The 21,956-nt window shown below is 69.9% G+C and carries 22 protein-coding genes, 1 tRNA gene and 1 riboswitch; of the genes, 8 read left to right on the top strand and 15 right to left on the bottom strand.

All coding sequences use genetic code 11. The annotated features are described in order from the left end of the window. Nucleotides 1-91: 91 nt before the first annotated feature. From ACIBKY_RS43310 to ACIBKY_RS43335, 6 genes are read right to left on the bottom strand one after another with little or no spacing between them, the layout of a single operon-like run. On the bottom strand, nt 92-1,540 hold the full coding sequence (locus tag ACIBKY_RS43310; RefSeq protein ID WP_397106454.1) for a serine/threonine-protein kinase: 1,449 nt from the start codon (nt 1,538-1,540) through the stop codon (nt 92-94). Then, the gene (locus ACIBKY_RS43315; protein WP_397106456.1) at nt 1,537-3,003 is read right to left on the bottom strand and encodes a peptidoglycan D,D-transpeptidase FtsI family protein; all 1,467 of its coding nucleotides are present in this window, start codon (nt 3,001-3,003) and stop codon (nt 1,537-1,539) included. Before ACIBKY_RS43315 ends, ACIBKY_RS43310 begins: the two co-directional genes overlap by 4 nt. Next, nucleotides 3,000-4,364 (bottom strand): FtsW/RodA/SpoVE family cell cycle protein, encoded by a 1,365-nt coding sequence (locus ACIBKY_RS43320; protein ID WP_397106502.1) that lies wholly within the window; start codon nt 4,362-4,364, stop codon nt 3,000-3,002. Before ACIBKY_RS43320 ends, ACIBKY_RS43315 begins: the two co-directional genes overlap by 4 nt. Nucleotides 4,365-4,408: 44 nt before the next feature. Then, a complete protein-coding gene (locus tag ACIBKY_RS43325; RefSeq protein ID WP_397106458.1) occupies nt 4,409-5,677 on the bottom strand; it encodes a Stp1/IreP family PP2C-type Ser/Thr phosphatase in 1,269 nt (422 codons plus the stop codon). Beyond that, complete coding sequence (locus tag ACIBKY_RS43330) at nt 5,674-6,144, bottom strand: FHA domain-containing protein (RefSeq protein WP_397106460.1); 471 nt, start codon at nt 6,142-6,144, stop codon at nt 5,674-5,676. Before ACIBKY_RS43330 ends, ACIBKY_RS43325 begins: the two co-directional genes overlap by 4 nt. A gap of 17 nt (nt 6,145-6,161) precedes the next feature. After that, on the bottom strand, nt 6,162-6,902 hold the full coding sequence (locus ACIBKY_RS43335; protein ID WP_184959026.1) for a DUF3662 and FHA domain-containing protein: 741 nt from the start codon (nt 6,900-6,902) through the stop codon (nt 6,162-6,164). A 200-nt stretch (nt 6,903-7,102) separates the two neighbouring features. Between ACIBKY_RS43335 and ACIBKY_RS43340 the strand changes: the two genes are divergently transcribed. Then, nucleotides 7,103-7,185: transfer RNA gene (locus ACIBKY_RS43340), tRNA-Leu, on the top strand. A gap of 434 nt (nt 7,186-7,619) precedes the next feature. On the opposite strand, the gene ACIBKY_RS43345 is transcribed toward ACIBKY_RS43340, so the two are convergent. Together ACIBKY_RS43345 and ACIBKY_RS43350 are read right to left on the bottom strand one after the other, a co-directional pair. Continuing rightward, on the bottom strand, nt 7,620-8,636 hold the full coding sequence (locus ACIBKY_RS43345; protein WP_397106462.1) for a hemolysin family protein: 1,017 nt from the start codon (nt 8,634-8,636) through the stop codon (nt 7,620-7,622). Next, entirely contained in the window at nt 8,633-9,982 is a 1,350-nt protein-coding gene (locus ACIBKY_RS43350; RefSeq protein WP_397106464.1) for a hemolysin family protein, read from the bottom strand. Before ACIBKY_RS43350 ends, ACIBKY_RS43345 begins: the two co-directional genes overlap by 4 nt. Nucleotides 9,983-10,229: 247 nt before the next feature. On the opposite strand from ACIBKY_RS43350, the gene ACIBKY_RS43355 reads away from it, so the two are divergent. Beyond that, the gene (locus ACIBKY_RS43355) at nt 10,230-11,489 is read left to right on the top strand and encodes an LCP family protein (protein ID WP_397106466.1); all 1,260 of its coding nucleotides are present in this window, start codon (nt 10,230-10,232) and stop codon (nt 11,487-11,489) included. Between the two features lie 310 nt (nt 11,490-11,799). Here the strand turns inward: ACIBKY_RS43355 and ACIBKY_RS43360 are convergent, their stop codons facing one another. Further along, nucleotides 11,800-12,453, bottom strand: a complete 654-nt coding sequence (locus ACIBKY_RS43360) for a GPP34 family phosphoprotein (RefSeq protein WP_397106468.1) — start codon at nt 12,451-12,453, stop codon at nt 11,800-11,802. Nucleotides 12,454-12,506: 53 nt separating this feature from the next. Here ACIBKY_RS43360 and ACIBKY_RS43365 point away from each other — a divergent pair, with 53 nt between their 5' ends. After that, nucleotides 12,507-13,385, top strand: a complete 879-nt coding sequence (locus ACIBKY_RS43365) for an Fpg/Nei family DNA glycosylase (protein WP_397106470.1) — start codon at nt 12,507-12,509, stop codon at nt 13,383-13,385. Here ACIBKY_RS43365 and ACIBKY_RS43370 read toward each other — a convergent pair. Next, entirely contained in the window at nt 13,378-13,857 is a 480-nt protein-coding gene (locus ACIBKY_RS43370) for a DUF1203 domain-containing protein (protein WP_397106472.1), read from the bottom strand. The two genes, ACIBKY_RS43365 and ACIBKY_RS43370, sit on opposite strands and share 8 nt — an antisense overlap. A gap of 61 nt (nt 13,858-13,918) precedes the next feature. Then, nucleotides 13,919-14,242 carry a rhodanese-like domain-containing protein gene (locus ACIBKY_RS43375; protein WP_397106474.1) on the bottom strand — a complete coding sequence of 108 codons (324 nt, stop codon included), beginning with the start codon at nt 14,240-14,242 and terminating at the stop codon, nt 13,919-13,921. 76 nt (nt 14,243-14,318) lie between these two features. After that, nucleotides 14,319-14,433, top strand: a riboswitch (TPP riboswitch). A gap of 46 nt (nt 14,434-14,479) precedes the next feature. On the opposite strand from ACIBKY_RS43375, the gene ACIBKY_RS43380 reads away from it, so the two are divergent. Next, complete coding sequence (locus ACIBKY_RS43380; protein WP_397106476.1) at nt 14,480-15,784, top strand: purine-cytosine permease family protein; 1,305 nt, start codon at nt 14,480-14,482, stop codon at nt 15,782-15,784. Between the two features lies 1 nt (nt 15,785). Here the strand turns inward: ACIBKY_RS43380 and ACIBKY_RS43385 are convergent, their stop codons facing one another. Beyond that, entirely contained in the window at nt 15,786-16,310 is a 525-nt protein-coding gene (locus tag ACIBKY_RS43385; protein WP_397106478.1) for a methylated-DNA--[protein]-cysteine S-methyltransferase, read from the bottom strand. A 135-nt stretch (nt 16,311-16,445) separates the two neighbouring features. Between ACIBKY_RS43385 and ACIBKY_RS43390 the strand changes: the two genes are divergently transcribed. Then, nucleotides 16,446-18,305 (top strand): PAS domain S-box protein, encoded by a 1,860-nt coding sequence (locus ACIBKY_RS43390; RefSeq protein ID WP_397106480.1) that lies wholly within the window; start codon nt 16,446-16,448, stop codon nt 18,303-18,305. A gap of 136 nt (nt 18,306-18,441) precedes the next feature. Then, nucleotides 18,442-18,879: an ATP-binding protein gene (locus ACIBKY_RS43395; protein WP_184959016.1), complete on the top strand. Its 438-nt coding sequence runs from the start codon at nt 18,442-18,444 to the stop codon at nt 18,877-18,879. On the opposite strand, the gene ACIBKY_RS43400 is transcribed toward ACIBKY_RS43395, so the two are convergent. The 3 genes from ACIBKY_RS43400 to ACIBKY_RS43410 are packed head-to-tail and all read right to left on the bottom strand — an operon-like array spanning nt 18,863 to nt 19,926. Next, on the bottom strand, nt 18,863-19,480 hold the full coding sequence (locus ACIBKY_RS43400) for a YidC/Oxa1 family membrane protein insertase (RefSeq protein WP_397106482.1): 618 nt from the start codon (nt 19,478-19,480) through the stop codon (nt 18,863-18,865). The genes ACIBKY_RS43395 and ACIBKY_RS43400 overlap by 17 nt on opposite strands. A 48-nt stretch (nt 19,481-19,528) precedes the next feature. After that, on the bottom strand, nt 19,529-19,759 hold the full coding sequence (locus ACIBKY_RS43405; protein ID WP_397106484.1) for a DUF6412 domain-containing protein: 231 nt from the start codon (nt 19,757-19,759) through the stop codon (nt 19,529-19,531). After that, the gene (locus tag ACIBKY_RS43410) at nt 19,756-19,926 is read right to left on the bottom strand and encodes a hypothetical protein (protein WP_397106486.1); all 171 of its coding nucleotides are present in this window, start codon (nt 19,924-19,926) and stop codon (nt 19,756-19,758) included. Before ACIBKY_RS43410 ends, ACIBKY_RS43405 begins: the two co-directional genes overlap by 4 nt. An 83-nt stretch (nt 19,927-20,009) precedes the next feature. Here ACIBKY_RS43410 and ACIBKY_RS43415 point away from each other — a divergent pair, with 83 nt between their 5' ends. Together ACIBKY_RS43415 and ACIBKY_RS43420 are read left to right on the top strand one after the other, a co-directional pair. After that, the gene (locus ACIBKY_RS43415; protein ID WP_397106488.1) at nt 20,010-20,699 is read left to right on the top strand and encodes a response regulator transcription factor; all 690 of its coding nucleotides are present in this window, start codon (nt 20,010-20,012) and stop codon (nt 20,697-20,699) included. Next, entirely contained in the window at nt 20,696-21,766 is a 1,071-nt protein-coding gene (locus ACIBKY_RS43420) for a sensor histidine kinase (RefSeq protein WP_397106490.1), read from the top strand. Before ACIBKY_RS43415 ends, ACIBKY_RS43420 begins: the two co-directional genes overlap by 4 nt. Nucleotides 21,767-21,956: the final 190 nt, after the last annotated feature.

The following is a 21,956-nucleotide window of genomic DNA, read 5'->3' on the forward strand; positions in this document are numbered from 1 at the left end:
CTGCACTGTCCCTTACCGTTCATCTTGGGTACCGGCCTGCACCGTGCTGTAACGAGTGGCCGCCGGTGTCCATCATCGACCCCGAGACGCATCACGTCTCCTCCTTCGGCGGGTTTGTGTCACCCGGGTCAGGTGAGGCCGTCGGTGTCGGTGTCGGCGACATCGTGGGCGTTGGGGTGGGTGTCGGAGTCGGGGTCCGGGTCCGGGTCGTCGTCGGGGTCGGTTTCGGAGTCGGCTTCTGACTTGGAGTTGCCGACGAGCTTACGGTAGCTGACCGCGAGGTTACCGGCCGCGTCGACTTCACCGGAACCACCGACGGACGCGGGGTCGGCGTCTTGGTCTTGCGCGGTTTGATCTCCGCGGGCCGGTTGAGCGACGCCTGAGTGGGTTCGGCCACGTCAGGCGGTGGCGCCTCCTGCCCTCTTGCCACCATGAAAGCGCCGAAACCCACCGCCGCCACGGACGCCGCGGTGGCGAAGAGCACAACGGTGCGCCGGCCCTTGCGGGCCGCCGGAGCCTGCCGCGTGGTGAGGGGCGCGCCGCCGCCGAGGTCGTCGGTGGTGCGATCCGACCCCTCCGGCTGCGGGTACGCCTCGCCGTACCCCTGAGCCACGCCCTCGACCTCACCCGATCGCGGCCCGCTCGCTTCACCGGTGTACGGCTCCCGCACCCGGAACCCGGCCGGGTCGGTGAACATGCTCAGATCGGTCCGCTGCTGGAGCGCGGCCAGCGAGTCGCGCAGCACGTACGCCCGATCGGCCAGCTCCATCGCCGAGGCGGGCCGGCGCTCGGGGTCCTTCGACAGCAGCGCCATGATCAGCTCGCGCACCGGCCGCGGCACGTCCACGCCGAGCGGCGGCGGCGACTCGTTGAGGTGCATCAGCGCGATGGCGACCTGGGTGTCGGCCTGGAACGGCGGCCGCCCGGCCAGGCACTCGTAGGCCACGACGCCGAGGGAATAGAGGTCTGTCGACGGGGTGAGGGTGGTGCCCTGGGCCTGTTCGGGGCTGACGTACTGGGCGGTGCCGAGCACGGTGCCCGTCTGGGTGACCGGCGCGGCCTCCAGGGCCCTGGCGATGCCGAAGTCGGTCACCTTGATCTTGCCGTCGGGGGTGACCATCAGGTTGCCGGGCTTGATGTCGCGGTGGATCACGCCGGAGCTGTGGGCGGTGTGCAGCGCCTTGGCGGTCTGGTGGATGACGTCGAGCGCCACGTCGGGCCCGAGCGAGCCGTTGCGCCCGAGGATGGCCGACAGGGGCTCGCCCTGGACCAGCTCCATCACGAGGAAGGCCAGGTCGGCCTCTTCGCCGTAGTCGAAGACCTGGGCGATGCCGGGGTCGGCGAGCCCGGCGGTGATGCGTGCCTCGTTGCGGAAGCGGCTGCGGAAGGTGGGGTCGCCGGAGACGTGGCTGCGCAGCACCTTGACCGCGACCTCACGGGCGAGCAGCTGGTCGCGCGCACGCCACACCTCGCCCATGCCGCCCGCGGCGATGCGGGAGACGAGGAGGTAGCGGTTGGCCAGCTGCGTGCCCGGGGTCACTTGTTGAGCACCGCCTCGGTGATCGCCTTGCCGATGGGGGCGGCGACGCCACCGCCGGTGGCTTCCTCGCCGACTCTGGCGGCGCCGGACTCGACGAAGACGGCCACGGCCACCTGCGGGTCCTGGGCCGGGGCGAAGGAGATGAACCAGGCGTGCGGCGCCTTGCCCTCGCGGGTCTCGGCGGTGCCGGTCTTGCCGCCCACGTCGACGCCGGGGATCTGGGCGGTCTTGGCGGTGCCGTTGGCGACCACGCTGACCATCATGTTCTTGAGCTTGGCGGCGTTCTCGGGGCTCATCGCCTCGGAGAACTCCTCGGGCTCGCCCTCGTCGACCGCGTCGCCCTTGGCGTCAGTGATCTTGTTGACGAGGTACGGCTTCATGACCGAGCCGTTGTTGGCGATGCCCGCGGCGACCATGGCCATCTGCAGGGGCGTCATCACCGCGCTGCGCTGGCCGATCGAGGTCATGGCGATGGCGGCGGGGTCTTCCTTCTCCTCCGCGCCGATCGTGCTGGCCTCGACGCCCATGGGAATGCTCAGCGGCTCGCCCACGCCGAACTTCTTGGCCTGCTCGGCGATCTTCGCGTAGCCCAGGTCCAGGCCGATCTTGCCGAACGGGGTGTTGCACGAGCGCTCCAGCGCGTACACCATCGGCACCTGGCCGCCGCCGCAGGCCGCGCCGCCGTAGTTGGGCAGCGTGGTGGTGGTGTTCGGCAGCGACAGGCGGGTGGGCGCGTCCACGACCGTCTGGCCGTCGCGGCTGGAGTCGTCCTCCAGCCAGGCGGCGGTGGTGACGACCTTGAACGTCGAGCCCGGCGCGTAGAAGTCCCCGATCGCGCGATTGATCAGCGGCTTGTCGGGGTTCTTCTCCAGCTTGTTGTACGCCGCGAACGCCTTCGGCTTCTCCGGCACGGAGATCTTGGCCGGGTCGTAGGTCGGCAGTGAGACCAGGGCGAGGATCTTGCCGGTCTTGGGCTCGATCGCGACCGCGGCCCCGCGCTTGCCGCTCTGGCGCAGCGCGTCGTAGGCCGCCTTCTGCGCCTTGGGGTTGATCGTCAGGTCGACGTTGGCGCCCTTGGTGGGCTCGCCGGTGAACAGGTCGATGCTGCGGCGCAGGAGCAGGTCGGAACTGGAGCCGTCGAGCAGGCTGTTCTCGGAACGTTCGATGGCCGACTCGCTCTCCGGGGAGAAGAAGCCGGTGACGTGCGCGTAGAGCTCGCCCTCCGGGTAGTCCCGCAGGAACTTGAACGTGCCCTTGGTCTCGGTCGACTGCGCGAGGATCGTCTTGCCACTGGCGGTGATGCGTCCGCGCTGGACGGCGTACCGCTCGTAGTAGTTGCGGTTGTTCCTGGAGTCCTCGCGGTAGTTGTCGGCCTTGACGGCCTGCAGATAGTTGACGTTGATCATGAGCAGCGCGAACATGGCCAGGCAGGCCACGGCGGCGCGCTTGAGTGTGCTGTTCATCGCTGGAACACCTGCGTCAGTCCTTCGTCCTGGATCGCCTGGGGCGGAGGCCTTCTCGCCGCGTCCGACATGCGTACCAAAAGGGCGATAAGTATCCAGTTAGCCAGTAGGGCGGAACCACCCTGGGACATGAACGGGGTGACCAGGCCGGTCAGCGGGATCAGGTTCGTCACGCCGCCGACGATGATGAAGACCTGCCAGGCCAGCAGGAAGGAGAGGCCGCCCGCCAGCAGCTTGGTGAACGGGTCGCGGGCCGCGATGGAGGTACGCAGGCCGCGCTCCACGATCAGCGCGTAGACCATGAGCAGCGCCATCAGGCCGGTGAGGCCGATCTCCTCGCCGGTCGCGGCGAAGATGAAGTCGGAGAAGGCCAGCGGGATCAGGTCGGGGTGGCCCTGGCCGAGACCCGTGCCGAGGATGCCGCCCGAGCCCATCGCGAACAGGCCCTGCATGAGCTGCTCGCTGCCGCCGATCTTGACGAAGAGCTCGGGGTCCCCAGGATTGAGGAAGACCTCGAAGCGCTGCTGCACGTGGTCGAAGACCAGCCCCGCCAGTACGGCGCCGCCCACGAACAGCAAGATGCCGATGATGACCCACGAGATGCGCTGGGTGGCGATGTAGAGCATCGCGATGAACGTGCCGAACAGCAGCAGCGAGGAGCCGAGGTCCTTCTGCATGACCAGCACGCCGAGGCTGACGCCCCAGGTGATGAGAACGGGGCCGAGGTCGCGGGCGCGGGGCAGGTCGATGAAGAGCAGCCGGCGCCCGGCCAGTGCGAGCACGTCGCGCTTGGCGACGAGGTAGCCGGCGAAGAAGATGACCAGCGCCAGCTTGGCGAACTCGGCGGGCTGGATCTGGCCGACGCCCGGGATGCCGATCCAGATGCGGGCGCCGTTGATCTCCTGGCCCAGGCCCGGGATCAGCGGCGACACCAGCAGGAAGAGCCCGGCGGCACCGGCGGTGTAGGTCAGCCGCTGCAGCGCGCGGTGGTCGCGCAGGAAGATCAGGGTGGCGCTGAACAGCACGATGCCGATCAGCGTCCAGAGCAACTGCGTGTTGGGCGAGGCCAGCTTGGCCGACGGCAGGCCGGAGTCGGCCTCGGACAATCGGTAGATCATCACCAGGCCGAGGCCGTTGACCAGCGTAACCAGCGGCAGGATCAGGGGATCCGCCCAGGGCGCGAACTTCGCCAGCACCAGGTAGGCGGCCAGCATGAGTCCGCCCAGGCTGAGGCCGTACGTGAGCATGCCGGACGGGATCTTCTCGTCCATGGCCAGGCCGACGTTGGCGTACGCGCCCATCACGACGACCACCGCGAGCGCGAGCATGAGAAGCTGCGCCACACGCCGTTTCGCGGGCATGGGGACGGGGGCTGCTGCCACTTCGTTACTCACCTGTTCGGACCCTACTGCGACTTCTTCGTCGCTGTCGGGGTGGGCGAGGCGGAAGGCGGCGGAGTTGACTTGTTCGTGGAGGGCTTCAAGCCGCTGATCCTCTTGATGCCGTCATCAATGCTTTCGACAGGGATGCCCTGCTGGATGTCGGCTTTGTCGGGGTCTGAAAGGGTGGATACCTGCAGGCCGGTCCCCTTGACTACTTTGAAGAGTTCAAGCGGCCCGACTTGTTGCTGGATGCCGCGATATATGACCACTTCGTCGCCCCTAGCTCCGACGAAGAACTGGTCCTGGGTCCATTGCCAACCGACGTAGCCGCCGACGCCTACGACGACCGCGCCGACGGCGAGCACGGTGACCAGCACAGGCCACACCCGGCGACGCTTCGGCGAACGGCGGGACGTCTGGACGCCCGGCTCGTCGAAGTCATCGTCGGTGATGGCCGGCTGGGGCGCGGTCACCGCGCTTACTCGCCCCGCCGGATTGCCCGAGGGGTGCGAGCGATTCATGCCCGCCGCGCCGACGACCGCGGCCTCCGAAGGCAGTTGTTGCCCGTCGGTCAGCTCGATCACATCGGCGAGCACGCACGTGATGTTGTCGGGACCGCCGCCCCGGTTGGCCAGGTCGATCAGCTGGCGCACGACCTCTTCCGGGTCGTCGATGTTCGTCAGCGTGGCGTGCAGCGTCTCCGCGCTCACCACACCGGACAACCCGTCGGAGCAGAGCAGGTAGCGGTCGCCGATCTGCGCCTCGCGGAGCGTGAGGTCGGGATCGACCTCGCCGCTGCCGTCGAGCGCCCTGAGCAGGATCGACCGCTGAGGATGCGTCGCCGCCTCCTCGGGGGTGATCCTGCCGTCGTCGACCAGTTGCTGCACCAGCGTGTGATCGTGGGTGATCTGGTAGAGCTCCCCACGCCTGAGCAGGTAGGCGCGCGAGTCGCCGACGTGCACCAGGGCGACCTGGGTGCCGTTCCAGAGCATGGCGGTCAGGGTGGTGCCCATCCCCTTGAGGCTCGGATCCCTGCCCACCATCTCGTGCAGCTTGCGGTTGGCGTCGCGTACCGCTGCCTCGATGGCGTTGAGCAGGTCACCCCCCTGCTGGGCCTCTTCGAGTGAGGCCATTGCGGCGATGGCGACAGAGCTCGCCACCTCGCCGTGTGCGTGCCCGCCCATACCGTCCGCGACGGCGAGCAGGCGGCCGCTAGCGTACGCCGAGTCCTCGTTTCCTTCGCGGAGGAGGCCGACGTCCGAGCGGGCGGCGTAGCGGAGTGCGATGGTCATTTGCGCAATTCAATGACTGTCTTGCCGACGCGGATCGGAACACCGAGCGGCACCGGGGTCGGACGGGTGACTTTTGAGCGGTCGAGATACGTGCCGTTGGTCGAACCGAGATCTTCCACGATCCACTGACCGTCCTGAGGGAAGAGCCGGGCGTGCCGGCTGGAAGCGTAGTCGTCGCTGACTACCAGCGTGGCGTCGTTGGCCCGGCCGATGGTGATGGGCGTCTCCGTGAGGTTAATGGTGGTGCCTTGCAGGGGGCCACCCGTCACAACCAGTTGGCGTGGCTCGCCCTTCTTGGGCTTTGGCTTTGCCACGGGTTTGGCGGGTTTGGCGCCCTTGCGTGGCCCCGCGGGAGCAGTGCGTGACCCGAACAAGTCAGTCCGGATCACGCCGACTGCGGCAATGACGAAAAACCACAGCACCGCCAGGAAGGCGAGCCGGATCAGCAGCAGCGTGAGCTCGGACATGGACCGTTTGTCTACCCCTAATCGCGCCGGAACACCAGGGTCGTGCGTCCCAACGTCACTCGCGTGCCGTTCTGGAGCTCGATCCTGCGTACCGGCTGGCCATTGACGAAAGTGCCGTTCGTGGATCCCAGGTCGACGAGGGCCACCTGCTGGCCCTCGACGCGTAGCTCCGCGTGGTGACGGGAGACGCCGGGATCGACGAGACGGAGATCGCAGTCGGTGCCCCTGCCCAGCAAGGTCACCGGCGTGGTGAGCTCGTAGGAGCGGTCGCCCTGGGGGTCGTCCTGCGTGGAGACGAGCAGGCGGGGCCTGCCGTTGAAGGCGTTCGGCCGCGAGGGCGGCAGGTCGCTGGCCGGCTGGCGGATCTCGTCCTGCTCGACCGTGGCGCCGCGGATGACGCCCGACCTGATGCGGAACAGTCCGACCGCGAGGTCGTTGGCCGTCTCGAAACGCACCCGGACCGGTCCCACAAAGGAGTAGCCCTGCTCTTTGGCGTACTCCCTGGCGAGGTTGGCCAGCTCGTGGCTGATGCTGTCGGCGTAGACCTCAAGCCGTTCGCTGTCCGTGGTGGACAGCTCAACCACGAAGTCGTTGGGCACGAGTGTCCGACCCTGGGCGACGATCGCCGCGCGCTCGTCCATCTCACGCTGGACCGCGCTGGCGACCTCGACCGGCTGAAGGTCAGACTTGAACGCCCGCGCAAAGGCCCCCTCAACCAAGCCTTCGAGCCGTCGCTCGAAGCGCTGAAGGACTCCCACCGGGTACCTCCCTTCCTCCGTGCATATGATCGCGGCCGCCTAGAAGCTGCTGCTCCTAGGCTTCCGCACGTTCCACGCGACCGTGAGCCAGGCGCTCGTCGGCAGTCGCGCCCAGCTCATCCGCTCCCGTGTCTTATGCGATCGTATCCGGGTTCAGTACCAGCGGCAGTTCCGTGCTACTGTTTCTCCGCACCCAACAAGGGCGGGTGGCGGAACGGCAGACGCGCACGGTTCAGGTCCGTGTGTCCGAAAGGACGTGAGGGTTCAAATCCCTCCTCGCCCACGCGAATCGGCGGAGGCTTGTGGTTGTAGCCCCTTCGGGGCCACTCCCGCAGGCCTCTTCGCATTTCTCCCGGGGATAACCCCCGGACCCCCAGCCAGGCTTTCGCCCGGGTACCCCTGATTGCCCGAGCTTTCGCCCGCATTCAGGTGAGCTCCGGTCATCGTGATTCCCGGTTTGTGCTTTCGCCCCCGGTCATCGTGATTGCCAGGTCCTTCCTGTTTCCCGGGGTGTTGTTCCCGGGCTCTGATGCTTTGGCCTTGCTGGTGGCAGACCCACAGTGACGAAACGAGCCCTGGTTCGCAAGAGCCGGGGCTCTTCTTTTTTGCCATGCGCGCAGCGAGCGCCCGCGTCCGGAGAACCTAGACGCGGGCGCTTGCAACTCGCTTTCTAACCGCTTTCGCGGGTTTCGCCATGAGCGGACAAGATTTGACCTATCAGGCGGCGATCGCCCGCATGTCGAGGAGTTCGCCCAGAAGGTCGGTCAGGCTCACCAGGCCGATGACGGTGCCGTCCGCGCTGGTCACGAGGCCCAGGTGGGCTCGTGCCTCCTGGAGGGCCGTGACGGCCTCGGGAACCTGCGTGACGCAGGCCAGCCGGGGCAGCGGCCGCGCCAGGACGGCCGCGGTCGCGTCCTTGTGGAGCAGCGCGTCCCGGGCGTGCAGGACGCCTTGGACGTCGGTTCCCGTGCCCACCAGGAGCCTCAGGTGTCCGGTTCTGGCCGCGACTTCCTTGATCTGACCCGCCGTCGCCTCCGGCGGCACGCAGGCGGCCTCGGCGATGGGGACCATGAGGCGTTCGATGCCCTCGGCCTGCAGGCGCAGGGCACGGGTCAGCAGGTCGTGCTCCTCGCGGTCCAGCAGGCCCATCCTGGCCGACTCGCCCACCAGCATGGCGAGCTGGCGCGGCGTCCTGGTCGTGGCCAGCTCGTTGCGGGCCTCGACGCCGAACAGGCGCAGGATGAGATTGCTCACCCCGTTCAGCGACCACAGCAGCGGCTTCATCAGCGAGGTGAACGCCCTGAACGGCACCGTCAGCAGCAACGCCGCCCGCTCCGGGTGGGTCAGCGCCCAGGACTTCGGCGCCATCTCGCCGATGACCATGTGCAGGAACGTGACCAGCGCCAGCGCGATGGTCAGCGCGATCGGCATCCGCAGCGACTCCGGTACGCCGATCGCGGCGAAGACCGGCTCCAGGAAGTGCTCGATGGCCGGTTCCGTCACCTGGCCGAGGCCCAGCGTGCACAGCGTGATGCCGAGCTGGGCGCCGGCCAGCATGAGCGACAGCTGCCTGCTGCCGCCCACGGCGGACTTGGCGGCGAACCTGACCATGCGGTTGCCGCCGGTCGCCACCTCTTCCAGGCGGTGGCGCCGGGCGGAGACGAAGGCGAACTCGGCCGCGACGAACAAGGCGTTGAAGGCCAGCAGCGCGAGGCTTATGATGATCATGGTCATCGGGCGGCCCTCGCGTGGTGCTGGACCGGCGCCAGCCGTACCCACTCGGGGACCCTGCGGCTGAGCGACAGGACCGTGAGTTCGGCGAGGTGCTCATCGGGGTCTTCGGAGAACGGGTCGGTCTCCGGCGTGCACTCGACCGTCACCGCGTCGCCGGGCTCGGCCATGCGGCCGAGCCGGGCCAGCACGAGTCCGGCCAGCGTGTCGTAGTCGTCGCTCTCCGGCAGGGCGATGCCCGTCGCGCGCTCGACCTCGTCGAGGCGGAAGGAGGCGGGCACCTCCCAGGTGCCGTCGGGGTGCTCGGTGACGCCTTCGGGCTCGGGGTCGTTCTCGTCAACGAGCTCGCCGACCAGTTCCTCCGCCAGGTCCTCGGCCGCGACGACGCCGGCCAGCCCGCCGTACTCGTCGATGACGCAGGCGATGTCGTCCTTGGCCTGGCGCATACGCTCAAGCACCAGCGGGAGGGGAAGGGAATCCGGCACCAGGAGCGCGGGACGGGTGATCTCGGCGATCACGCCTTCCTCACGGCCGGAGGCCAGCAGCTCGCGTACCCCGGTGACACCGGCGACGTCACCGTCGGCGCCCAGGACGGGGTAGCGGGAGTGGCCGTGCTCCCGGATCGCGTCGACGAGGTCGGAGAACGGCCGGTCGGAGCGGAGCACGACGACGCGCGGGCGCGGCACCATGATCTCCTCGGCATTGCGGTCGCCGAACTCCAGCGCGCGCTCCAGCAGGTCCGACAGGCGCGGGGGCAGCTCGCCCGCCTGGGTGGACTCGGCGATGATCCGCGAGAGCTCCTCGGGGGTGGCGCCGTGCTCCACCTCCTCGACCGGCTCGACGCCCACCTTGCGCAGCAGGCCCGTGGCGGCGGAGTCGAACAGCCGCACGAGGGGGCCGACCACGGCCAGGTACACCAGCGTGGAACGGGCGAGGAACTTGGCGACGGCCTCCGGCCTGGCGATGCCCAAGTTCTTGGGGGCCAGCTCGCCGAGGACCATCTGCACGACCGTGGCGACGAACACGCCCGCGGTGACGGACAGGCCGGTGATCACGGCGGGCGGCAGGCCCTGGTCGGTCAGCCAGGGCCGCACCAGCGTCGCGATGGCCGGCTCCGCGAGGAAGCCGACGAGCAGCGCGGTGACGGTGATGCCCAGCTGGGCGCCCGACAGCATGAAGGAGAGCCGGGAGATCACCTTGAGGGCCTTCTCGGCGGACTTGTCGCCGGCCGCGGCCTGCTCACGCAGGATTCCCCGGTCAGCGGCGACGAAGGCGAACTCCTGCGCGACGAAGTAACCGGTCGCGACGGTGAGGAGGAGGAGGGCCAGCAGGCCCAGATAGGCGCTCACCGCAGTGAGCCGCCTTCAGCGGAACCCGTGCTCGTGCACGGGCAGCTACTCCATGGGTCCGAAGCGGACACAATCTTCCCTTCGATAGAGGTCGTCCATAAACCGTAACGACGCTGGTGGCATCAGATGTTTCCGAAGTGACCCAGAGTGTGTTCCGCGTACTTTTCCGTGGGAAATCCTTGGCGGGACGCATCCACTGGTGTGGGGCTCGACGTAGCGTTATGGCAACCGATGGGAGAGGGAAGACGTGGCAGAGGAAGATCGCACGCGCCCGCTGCGCTCGCCGGGCGAGGGTCGCCCGTTGCCGAGCCGGCCTGACGACGGCATGCGGTCGGCCGGAGCTCCGGCGCAACAGTTCCCGCCATCGCCCGCCGAGCCGCCGCGCTCTGCCGGGCGAGTCTACGGCCGCGAGCGCCCCGGCAACAGCCCGGTGAAGCCGCTGAAGGGGCGGGGCGGCGGCGGGGGCGAGGTGCCGCCCACGGCCGTCCACCAGGGCGGCGGGGGCCCATTCAACCGTCCACCGGCCAAGCCGCCCCGCACCGGACGGCGCCGGCCCATCGGTAAGATCATCGCGATCAGTGTGGCGGGCCTGCTGGTGTTGCTGCTGGTGGCGGCCATCGGCATGTTCTTCTGGGTCAATTCCCGGCTCACCGGCATTCCGGGCGTACTCGACGACTACGAGGGCCGTCCCGCCGACACCCCCGGCACCAACTGGCTGCTGGTCGGCTCCGACAGCCGCAAGGGCCTGTCCGCCGCCCAGCGCAAGAAGCTCGCCACCGGCCGCGCCGCCGGGCAGCGCACCGACTCCATGATGCTGCTGCACGTCCCCGAGGGCAGCGACAAGGCGACGCTGGTGAGCCTGCCGCGCGACTCCGCGGTCACCATCCCCGGCAAGGGCCGCAACAAGCTCAACGCCGCCTACACCCTCGGCGGGCCGAAGCTGCTCGTCAGAACCCTCGAGAACGTCACCGGCCTGCGCATCGACAACTACATGGAGATTGGTTTCGCCGGGTTCGTGGACATCGTGGACGCCATCGGCGGCGTCGAGATCAACGTGCGGGCCGACATCAACGACCCCAAGGCCGGGCTCAACCTCAAGAAGGGCAAGCAGGAGCTGACCGGCGGCCAGGCGCTCGGCTACGTCCGCACCCGCAAGGGCGGCGCGCTGCCGGACTTCGAGCGGACCAAGAGGCAGCGGCAGTTCCTGGGCGCGGTGGTGAAGAAGGCCGCGAGCCCCGGGGTGCTGATCAACCCGTTCACCTCGATCCCGCTGGCGGCGAGCGCGACGGACGCGGTCGTGGTGGACGAGTCGACGGGGGCGTTCGACATGCTGTCGCTGGGGCTGGCGATGGGCGACAGCCCGGTGACCACGGTGGTGCCGTTCGGCGGCAACGAGATCGCCGGCGGCGGCACGGCCGTCAAGTGGGACACCCAGAAGGCGCTGGCCCTCTTCAACGCCCTGAAGGCCGACAAGCCCGTCCCCAAGGAGATCCTCGACGCCAACTGACCGCTCTTTTCTTACGGGCAGTTTTTCCGTTACGGCTCCGCCGCCCCCACCCCCGCCCGCCGTAGTCCCTGGCCCTCCGTCCAGGGACACGGCAGGCAGGGCGCGCGGGCGGCCCGCCGCAACGACCGCCCCGCCGGCACGCGGCAGGGCACACCCACCCCTGGGCACTCCGGCGGCCACACCCGCCCCCTGGGCACGCGGGGGCACACCCCGGCGACAGCCCGGTCGGCAAGTGCACCCTGGTCCCTTTGGGGGCTTCCGGATCCCGGTGGGTGGGTCTCCTGGCGCATGGGGGTCTGGGCGGGTTGGGTCAGGTGGTGGTCGTAGAGGCGGTTACTGCGGCCGTGGTGGCCGTGATGAGGATGACCGAGTTGATGGCGGCGATGGTCTTGGCCACCGCGTCGCCCGCCCACTGGCCCTCGGCGATCTCCTTGACCCGCTTCCTGTCGGCCCCGGGGAAGGCCTTGCGGTCCAGGTTGGCGGCGTGCAGGACCGCGATCAGGACGGCGGTGCGCGCGTCGGGCTCAGTGCCGCCCAGTACGGCGGCCACCCGGGCGCGGATCTCGGCCTCGACCCGCCCGTCCACCTCGGGCCAGCGGGAGGTGGGGAACAGGCCGAGCACCTTGGCCCGCTCCTCGTTCAGGACTTCGGCGGCGGCCAGCCGTTCCAGAAGACGCTTGCGGAGTTTGCCCGAGTACAGTTTCTGCACCCACCACACCGGGCGGCGCGCCTTGCCGTCCTCGGCCATGCGGGCGAGGACGGCGTCGAGTTCGGGGTCGCCGAGCGGGGCGGCGCTCTTGACGGACACCTTCTTGTCCGAGAGCTCCAGCCGATCGTTGATCGCCAGCTCGGCGAGGATGGAGCCGCCCAGCGCGGTGTCCAGCTGGGTGCCGGGGATGAGCTGTTTGCCCTCTTCTTCGCTGTGGGCGAGAAGGAGGACTTCTTCGGCGATCGTCACGTTCATACCTTGACCCTAGCGCCGTGTTTTCCACAGCCTGTGGACCATAATCTGGATGCATGCCCGAACTTCCAGAAGTGGCGTCGCTCACCGATTTCCTGCGTGAGCGGGCTGTGGGCCGGACGATCCTGGCCGTCGACGTGGTCGCCTTCCAGGCGCTGAAGACCTTCGATCCGCCCGTCAGCGCGCTCGGCGGGCTCACCGTGACCGGCGTGGCGCGGCACGGCAAGTTCCTCGACCTCGACTGTGACGGTCTGCACCTGATCATCCATCTGGCGCGCGCCGGGTGGCTGCGCTGGAAGGACGACCTCTCGGGCGCGAAGCCGGTCCGTCCCGGCAAGGGGCCGCTGGCGGTCCGGGTACGGCTGGCGCCCGACGACGAGGGCCTGGCCCCCGGGTTCGAGCTGACCGAGGCGGGCACGCAGAAGCGCCTGGCTGTCTATGTCACGAAAAATCCGGATGAAGTGCCGGGTATCGCCTCGCTCGGTCCCGACCCGCTGGCCGACACCTTCACCGTGGACGTGCTGAAGGGGATCGTGGGTGGCAACCGTACCCAGATCAAGGGTCTTCTGCGCGACCAGAAGGTGATCGCGGGCATCGGCAACGCCTACTCCGACGAAGTGCTGCACGCGGCCAGGATGTCGCCGTTCAAGATCGCCGCCTCGCTGACCGACGCGCAGGTGGCCGACCTGCACGAGGCGATCGTGGCCACGTTGCGCGAGGCGGTCGAGCGGGCGCACGGGGTGGCGGCCAAGGACCTGAAGGCAGAGAAGAGGTCGGGCCTGCGCGTGCACAACCGGGCCGGGCAGCCCTGCGACGTGTGCGGCGACACCATCAGGGAGGTCTCGTTCGCCGACTCCTCGCTGCAGTACTGCCCGACCTGCCAGACGGGCGGCAAGCCGCTCGCCGACCGCCGTCTGTCGCGCCTGCTCAAGTAGCCCGGTGGGCGGCGAACTGGAAGCAGCCATACTCGACCGCCCGTACGTGCACCAAGGCCACCTCGGGGTCGGAGAGCACCTCCTTGAGCGCCACCTCGGGGTCGGCGCCCTCGGGCAGGAGACGGCCGCCGTGGATGCGCCCGTCGGCGGTGTAGGCACGCAGGACCCGCTGGGCGGTGTGGGCCGCGGGCCAGGCGGTCGTGCCGGGCCCTTCGCACGGCTCGGCGTGGACGAAGATGGGCCCCAGCTCGTCGTAGGGCCCGGGGTCGGCGCCGGTCTCGGCGGCCCAGCGGCGCAGCGGCGCGTACGACACCAGGGCGATCCGCTCGCCCGCCGCCGCCTTGCGCAGGCAGCACCGCAGCGGCGCGCCGCCCTCCTCGTCGATGCTGAAGCGGGGCGCCCGGCCCGCGTCGTCCGCCCGGAGCAGCTCGCGCACGATCACCGGGTCGATGGCGCTGATCTCGTATTCCATGCTCCGATGCTCGCCCGGCCGCCCTCCCGGCGCTGGCGGCGGTCGGACCTCGCATTCGGGGTCAGGCCACGAACGGTTCCTGGCCGCTCTCGCTCACCATCGGCCGCCTGGCGGCCTCCCACGACTGCATGCCGCCGCCCACGTTGACCGCCTCGCGGCCGACGTGGTTGAGCCAGGCCGCCGCGTGCGCCGAGCGGCCGCCCACCCGGCACACCACGTAGACCGGCTGCCCGGCGGGCACCTCGTCGAGACGTGACTGCAGTTCGCCCATGGGGATGTGCACGGCGTCGGGTGCGTGCCCCGCCAACCACTCGCCCTGCTCACGCACGTCAAGCAGGTACGCGCCCACGGGCACGTCCTTGGCCTCGATCTCGGGAACCGTCATGTACCCATTCTCCCAGGCCCCGGGACCGCCCGGTGTCTTGCCACATGCCAGGCGAGTGGCATAATCCGCCTGAAACTTACATAAGCGCGGGAGCTCGGGCACGGCCGGGCTGAGAGGGCAATCCCCACGCATTGCCGACCGCCGGAACCTGACCGGGTAATGCCGGCGTAGGGAGCGTTCACGATGACGCGTGTCGTCGATGGATCACACCACTCTGATGAACCGCACCACTCTGAGGTGGCCCTGACCCTGGACGGGGCCACGCCGAAAACCCTCGGCGTGCTCGACCAGGGCGCGCTGTGGGCCAACCTCGCGGTCAGCCTGCTGGGCTTCTCCGGCGCGCTGCTGCTGCTCAACCCCCTTGGCGACGCGCCGCTGAGCCTGGCGGCGGCGCTCACCGCCACCGCGGTCGGCAGCCTCATCGGCACCGCCATGGTGGGACTGTCCGCCATCCCCGGCACCCAGACGGGCAAACCGGCGATGGTCCTGCTGCGCGGGCTGTTCGGCGCCAAGCTGTCCTACATCCCGACCGTGCTCAACATCGTCCAGATGATCGGCTGGGGCGCGTTCGAGCTCTGGGTCATCTCCAACGGCGCGATGGCGATCTTCGGTACGGCGGTGCCGTACGCCGTCTGGGTGCTTGTCGCCGGGGCGGTCACCACGGCGCTGACGATCTGGCCGCTGGGCGCGATCAGGCTGCTGCGCAGGTACGTCACGATCGGCGTGATCATCGCGATGGTCTGGTTCGCCGTGGACTTCCTGGGCAAGGCGCCGCCGCAGACCGGCGGCGACTGGACCGCGTTCGCCCCGGCCGTCGACTACGTGATCGCGCTGTCGATCTCGTGGGTGCCGCTCGCGGCCGACTTCGCGCGGCACTCGCGCTCCAGCAGGGCCGCCTTCACCGGCGTCGTGGGCGGCTACACGCTGGCCCAGATCGCCTGCCTGGGCCTGGGCGTCTACGCGGTCGCGCTGGCCGGGGCCTCGGCGGTCGCGGCCAACTCCACCGCGGTGTTCGCGCCGTTCGTGGCGGCGCCGCTGGGCGCGCTGTTCTTCGCCATCCTGGTGCTGCGCGAGACCGACCAGTCGTTCGCGAACGTGTACTCCACGACCGTGTCGCTGCAGAACCTCATGCCGAGGGTGGACCGGCGGATCTTCTCCACCGCCATCGGCGTGCTGACGGTCGCGATCGCGCTGGCCGTGGACGTCACCTCCTACGGCGCCTTCCTCGGGGTGATCGGCGCGGTCTTCGTGCCGATGTTCGCGGTGCTCGCGGTCGACTACTTCCTGCTGGGCGGCGGCACCCGGTGGAACACCGCGGAGAACGCGCCGGCCCGCTGGTCGATGCTGATCCCGTGGGCGCTGGGCTTCGCCGCCTACTGGGTGACCACGGGCACGCCGACGGTCGAGGCGTGGGACCGGATCTGGCTGCCGTTGCGCGAGGCCGTACGCCAGCCGTGGATGAACGGCGCGCTCGGCGGCGCCATCGTGGCGGCACTGGTGACACTGCTGGTCGGACTGCTCGGCCGGGCGCGCGCGAAGTGAGTCAGCGGTTCTCGACGGTCAGGAGGTGCCGCTTGGCGGCGGCGCCTCCGGCGTAGTCGCCGAGCTCGCCGTCGGCCTGCACGATCCGGTGACACGGGACGATCACGCACACGGGGTTCTGGGCGAGCGCGTTCCCGACCGCACGCAGCGCGCGCGGCCGGCCGATGCGCTCGGCGATCTCGCCGTAGGTCGTGGTCGTCCCGTACGGCACCGCCATCATCTTCTGCAGAACCGTCTTGGCGAACGGCGTGGCGAGGGTGAGGTCCACCGGCGTGGTGAACGTGCGCAGGCGCCCGGAGAAGAACGCGTCGAGCTCGCGGCGCACCGGGTCGAGCCGGGCGGCGTCGGGTCCGATGAAGGAGCCGAACTGCTTGGCGACCCGCTCGAACACCGTGTTCTCTTCGTCGAAACTGCAGGTCACGACGCCGCGCGCGGTCACGGCGAGGACGAGCCTGCCGACCGCGCCGTCGTAGCGGCCGAAGGCGACGTCGGGTGGGTCCTCGCTGCGGTAGGTCGAAGAGGTCACGCGGAGCAGGGCATCGAGATCACCGCTCGACATACCCTCACCCACTTCGCCACCTGGGAACCCGTGACCGCAGCGTATCGGACGGATCGCCCGACGGAAGCACCCCGCCACGGGCAGTATGGAGATGTGGGAGACATGCGGGCAGGTAGTGACGACGACCTCGCCGCCGTCGTGCTCGCCAGTTCCCCCAACGCGATCATCGCTCTCGACCGGGATCAGACGGTGCTCCACTGGAATCCCGCGGCCGAGCGGCTGTTCGGCTGGACGGCCGCGGAGATCGTCGGGCGCCGGGCCCCGATCGTGCCGGCCGAGCTGACCGCCGAGCACAACGCGGTCCTCGAACGCGTGCGCACCGGCGGCCAGGTCTCGCTGCACACCAAGCGCTTCCGCCGCGACGGGAGCCTGCTGGACGTGCGGATCGACACCAGCGCGCTGCTCCAGGGCAGCGCCGTCGCCGGCTACGTCTGCGTGCACCACCTGACGCAGGAGGACGAGGGCGCCAGGGTGCGCGTGGCGCGCCGCGAGCGGCTGGTGCGCCGGCTCAACGACGTCGTCGGCGACATCAACTCCGAGCTGGAGCTGCCCGCCGTACTCGACCGCATCGCCGCCAGCCTCACCGAGCTGACGGGCGCGGACGCCGGCGGCTTCGTGCTGATCGAGGGGGAACGGCTGCGCCTGGTGAGCGTGCACCAGCTGCCGGACTCGCTGAAGGACACCACGGCCGACATGCGCAACAGCCTGGTCGGCAAGCTCTTACGCACCGGCAAGACCGTCCTGCTCGAGTCGCATGGGCTCGGTGATCTCGTCTGGGCGCGGCTGCCCGGACTGCACACGATCGCGCTCGGCGTGGCGGCGGTGGGCGGCCGGCCGTACGGGGCGCTTTACGCGCTGTTCGCCGAACACAAGCCGGGGCACGTCGAGCTGGAGCTGCTGGAGCTGCTCGCCGGACACGCCGGCATCGCGGTCGGCAACGCGATGGCCTACCAGGACGCGGTGCGTCAGCGGGCGCACGAGCGCGCGGTGTTCGACGCCAGCGCCGACGGCATCGCGGTCCTCGACGACGAGGGCCGGGTGCTGCAGTGGAACCCGGCGGCAGCCGAGATGACCGCCTTCAGCGCCGAGGCGGTACTGGGCGGGCCGCCGCCGTTCCCGCTGCCCCAGCCTGGGGAGAAGCTGACGTTCCAGATGGAGACCGGGCGCTGGCTCGACGTGGTGAGCGCGCGGATCGAGGAGACCGGGGAGATCGTCGTCGACTTCCGCGACGTGACCACGGCCAAGGAGCTTGAGGAGGCCAAGGATCTGTTCCTGGCGACCACGAGCCACGAGTTGCGTACCCCGATCACGATCGTGGGCGGGTTCGCCAGCACGCTCGACGCGCGCTGGGACAAGCTCAGCGACGCCGAGCGGCGCTCGGCGGTGCACACGATCGCCGAGCGGGCCAGGTCGCTCGGGCAGCTCATCGACCATCTGCTGCTCGGCTCGCGGGCGGGGGCAGAGGAGCTGTCGGTGCGGATGGAGACGTTCGACCTGGCCGAGCGGGTGCGGGCGGCGACGCTGGGGCTGCCGGTGCTGTCGGACCGGCACAGCGTCGAGGTGGTGGTGCCCGATCGCCTGCCGTCCGTGCGGGGCGACGCGCTGGCCACCGACATCATCCTGGGGCAGTTGCTGGAGAACGCCTTCAAGTACTCGCCGAGGGGCGGCCTCATCTCGGTCGAGGCGTGGCCGGAGGACGATCGGGTGATCGTGGTGGTGGACGATGAGGGCGTCGGCATCGCCGCCCAGGACCGCGAGCGCATCTTCGAGAGGTTCGTGCAGGTCGACAGCGGTGACCGGCGCAGGTTCGGCGGGGTGGGGCTCGGGCTCTACATCGTGCGGAGCCTGGCCAGGGCCCAGGGCGGTGAGGTGAGCGCGCATCCCCGGCCGGGCGGGGGCACCCGTATCAGGCTGGCGTTGGATCGTGCGCCTGATATCCGATCCGACACACCGATGCGGTAACGAGGTGGTAACGGATGCGCTGATCTATCGTCCAATGTGTACAAGCTGTGATCGAGATGCGGTTTCTGGGACTGGGTAACGGGGCATTTCGGTCGTACCGGGGAGTGTTCCCTCGGGGGGAACTGGGAGCGGGGAGGTGCGCGTGTCGAGCGTGGTGCTGTTGCCTTACGCACCGTCCAGCGTCGCCGTCGCCCGCCAGCGTCTGAGCACTGATCTGCAGGCGAGCGGCGTCTTCGAGAACGCCGTCGACGACGCTGTCCTGGTCGTGAGCGAGCTGCTGAGCAACGCTCTGAGGCACGCCCATCCGCTGCCGTCCGGCATGGTCAGGGTGGCCTGGTTGTGGAGCGATGATCACATCGAAGTCGCGGTGAGCGACGGCGGAGCGGCCACCGAGCCGCGCGCGGGCCGCCCCACGCTCTCATCGCTCGGTGGCCGTGGCCTGGGCATCGTCGAATACGTCGCGGAGAGCTGGGGCGTTCGGCACGACGGCGACACCACTACGGTGTGGGCGATCCTGCCCGCTCCGAACGGCGTGGCGAACGGGCAGGTGGCCGCGCTCAGAGAGGCCGGGTAGCCAGCACCGCCCGTTCCCCCGCCGTCCACGCGGTGGAGACGAGCAGGTACAGCCCGGCCGCCAGCGGCATCACGAGCGCGAACAGCGCGGTGGCGAACGGCAACGCCCTGATCCACGCCGGACCGTCGATCTTGCGGGCGGTCAGCCATGCCACGAGAGCGATCAGGAAGATCACAACAGCAAAGACCAAAAATGGCCAACTGATCAGTCCGTAATTCGCGACCAGCGCGGCGACCTGGTGCCCCAGGGGCGCGCCGAAAAGGGTGTGCCCGGCCAGCGCGGTCGGGTGCGTGGCGACCTGATACACCACCCACAGGAACGGCGCCTGCGCCAGGCTCGGCCAGATCCCCGCCAGCGGCGAACTGCCCTCCTTGGCGTAGAGCGCGGTCATCTCCTTGTTCAGCCGCTCGGGGTTGCGGGAGTGGCGCTTCTGCAGCTCCTTCAGCTTGGGCGCCAGCCGTTCGCGGAGCTGGGCGGCCTTGGCCTGCTTGACGCCGAGTGGTAGCAGCAGCACGCGTACCGCGATGGTGAACAGCACGATGCCGAGCGCGGCGTTGCCGCCCGCCGTGCCGATGACGAATGTGACCAGAGAGTCGATCATGAGCCCTTCCTCGGGGGAGATGAGGGCTCGCCTGGATACGAGCCCCGCCTAACGTGAAGCGGGGCTCGGTGATGGGGCTCTCGGTCTGGCCCGGCCGGCGGCGTCGGGATCGCGCTGCCGTACGAACGCGATCCGGCGTGCGTAGCGCAGCGGAAAGCTCGGCGCGGCGCCGTCACGCGCGGGCAGCAGCCTGGCGGCCCACGCGGCCAGCAGCAGGATGCCGACGCTCGCCAGCGTGGCCAGCGCCACCAGCCAGGCGGGATCGAACAGGAAGGTCACCGCGAGGGCGACCCGCTGATCACCCTGACCGCGATGAACACGACCAGAGCGATGACACCGATGATCAGAGCCACCTGGAACAGCACGGCGACCATCGGGAGGACGAAGTTGAACAGCACGAAGGCAGCGGCGAGCGTGCCAAGCACCAGCGCGACAATGCGACCCATGTGACCAAGGTACGTCCTTCGGTGTCCTTACGGCTCGGTGACGTCCATATCGGTTGCGTACCGCGGGGCCGTACCGTGAAGAGGTGAACACCCGCATCCTGGTGGTCGACGACGACCCCACGGTGGCCGAGGTCGTCGCCCGATACCTGGAGCGCGACGGTCACCAGGTCGAATGCGTCGGCGACGGGGCCGAGGCACTGCGCCGGGCCCTCGCCAGGCCGCCCGACCTCATGGTCCTGGACCTGATGCTGCCCAAAGTCGACGGGCTCCAGGTCTGCAGGAAGCTCAGGGAGCGCTGGCCGGTCCCCGTGATCATGCTGACCGCGCTCGGCGAGGAGATCGACCGGGTGGTCGGCCTGGAGACCGGCGCCGACGACTACGTGACCAAACCGTTCAGCCCGCGCGAACTGGCCCTGCGCGTGCGCTCCGTGCTGCGCCGCGCCCGTGGCGCGACGGGCACCGCGGGGACCGGCGTCCTGCGCGACGCCGACCTCGCGGTGGACGTCGGCGCCCACGAGGTACGGCTGGGCGAGGCCGAGATCATGCTGACCGCCCGCGAGTTCGACCTGCTCGCCTACCTCATGCGCAACCCGAGGCAGGCCTTCAGCCGCGCCCAGCTGCTCGACCAGGTGTGGGGCTGGTCGTTCGGCGACTCCTCCACGGTGACCGTGCACGTACGGCGGCTGCGTGAGAAGATCGAACCAGACCCGACGGCACCCCAGCGGATCGTCACCGTCTGGGGCGTGGGATACCGGTACGAACCGTTGCCATGACCGCCCTGTCCATCCTCGTCGCCGCCGCGCTCGGCCTGCTGGTGGCCGCGGCCGGCATCGGCGTGCTGCGCTGGCGGCGCGCCCGGTCGATCGGCGCCATGCTGGCGGTCGTCGTGGTCGCGGCCGTCGCGGCGACGCTGGCGGGCGTGGCGGCGATCACCGTCGACATGGTCATCGAGGGCCGGGCCAGGGACGTGGTGCTCGCGGTCGTGGGCGTGGGGGCGCTGGTCGGGCTCGGCGTGGCGTACGTGGTGGCCAGGCGGGTGGTGCGGGAGAGCAGGCGGCTGGTCGAGGCCGTGCGCTCGGCGCCGTTCATCGCCCCGCAGGGGCTGCCGTCGGAGTTGCAGACGATCGCCAACACGCTGGAGGAGGCGTACGCGCGCGAGCAGGCCCTGGAAGGCGCGCGGCGCGAACTCGTCGCCTGGGTCAGCCACGACCTGCGTACCCCGCTGGCCGGGATGCGCGCGATGGCCGAGGCGCTGGAGGACGGCGTCGTCACCGACCTGCGCTACGTCACCCGGATCCGGCACGAGGTCGAACGGCTGTCGGTGATGGTGGACGACCTGTTCGAGCTGTCCAGGATCCATGCCGGGGCGCTGCGGCTGAGCCGCGGCCGGATCGGGCTGGCCGACCTGGTGGCCGACACGCTGGCCGGAGTCGAGGCCGTGGCGGCGGCCAAGGGGGTACGGCTGGCGGCGGAGGCCGCGCCCGCGCCGGTGGAGGCCGACGCGGGGGCGTTGGGACGGGCACTGGCCAACCTGGTCGTCAACGCCATCCGCCACACGCCCTCCGACGGAACCGTGACGCTCAGCTCGGGCGTGTCGGACGGCACCGCCTACCTGGCCGTCTCCGACGCGTGCGGCGGAATCCCGGCGGCGGACCTCGCCCGGGTCTTCGACGTCGCCTTCCGCGGCGAGGTCGCCCGGACTCCTTCCTCGGATGGCGGCGCGGGTCTGGGGCTGGCCATCGCCCAGGGCATCGTGGAGGCACACGACGGGATGATCGACGTGGTCAACGCGGGGCCCGGCTGCCGCTTCGAAATCCGCCTGCCGCTGGCGCCCGCCTGACAGGCAAGGTCCTCGCGAATGGCGCGCTCCGCGCTACCTCGCGCTCGGGCTCCTCTCAGCGGGGGGCCAAGCCCCCCACGACCCCCTGGGGGGGGGGCGCCCCCCCCCCCCCCCCCCCCCCCCCCCCCCGCCCCCCCGCCCCCCCCCCCCCCCCCCCCCCAAAACACAAAGGGGCAAAATAGAAGAAAAC

Origin of the sequence: Nonomuraea sp. NPDC050394 (assembly GCF_044459065.1) — a bacterium.
GTDB lineage: Bacteria > Actinomycetota > Actinomycetes > Streptosporangiales > Streptosporangiaceae > Nonomuraea.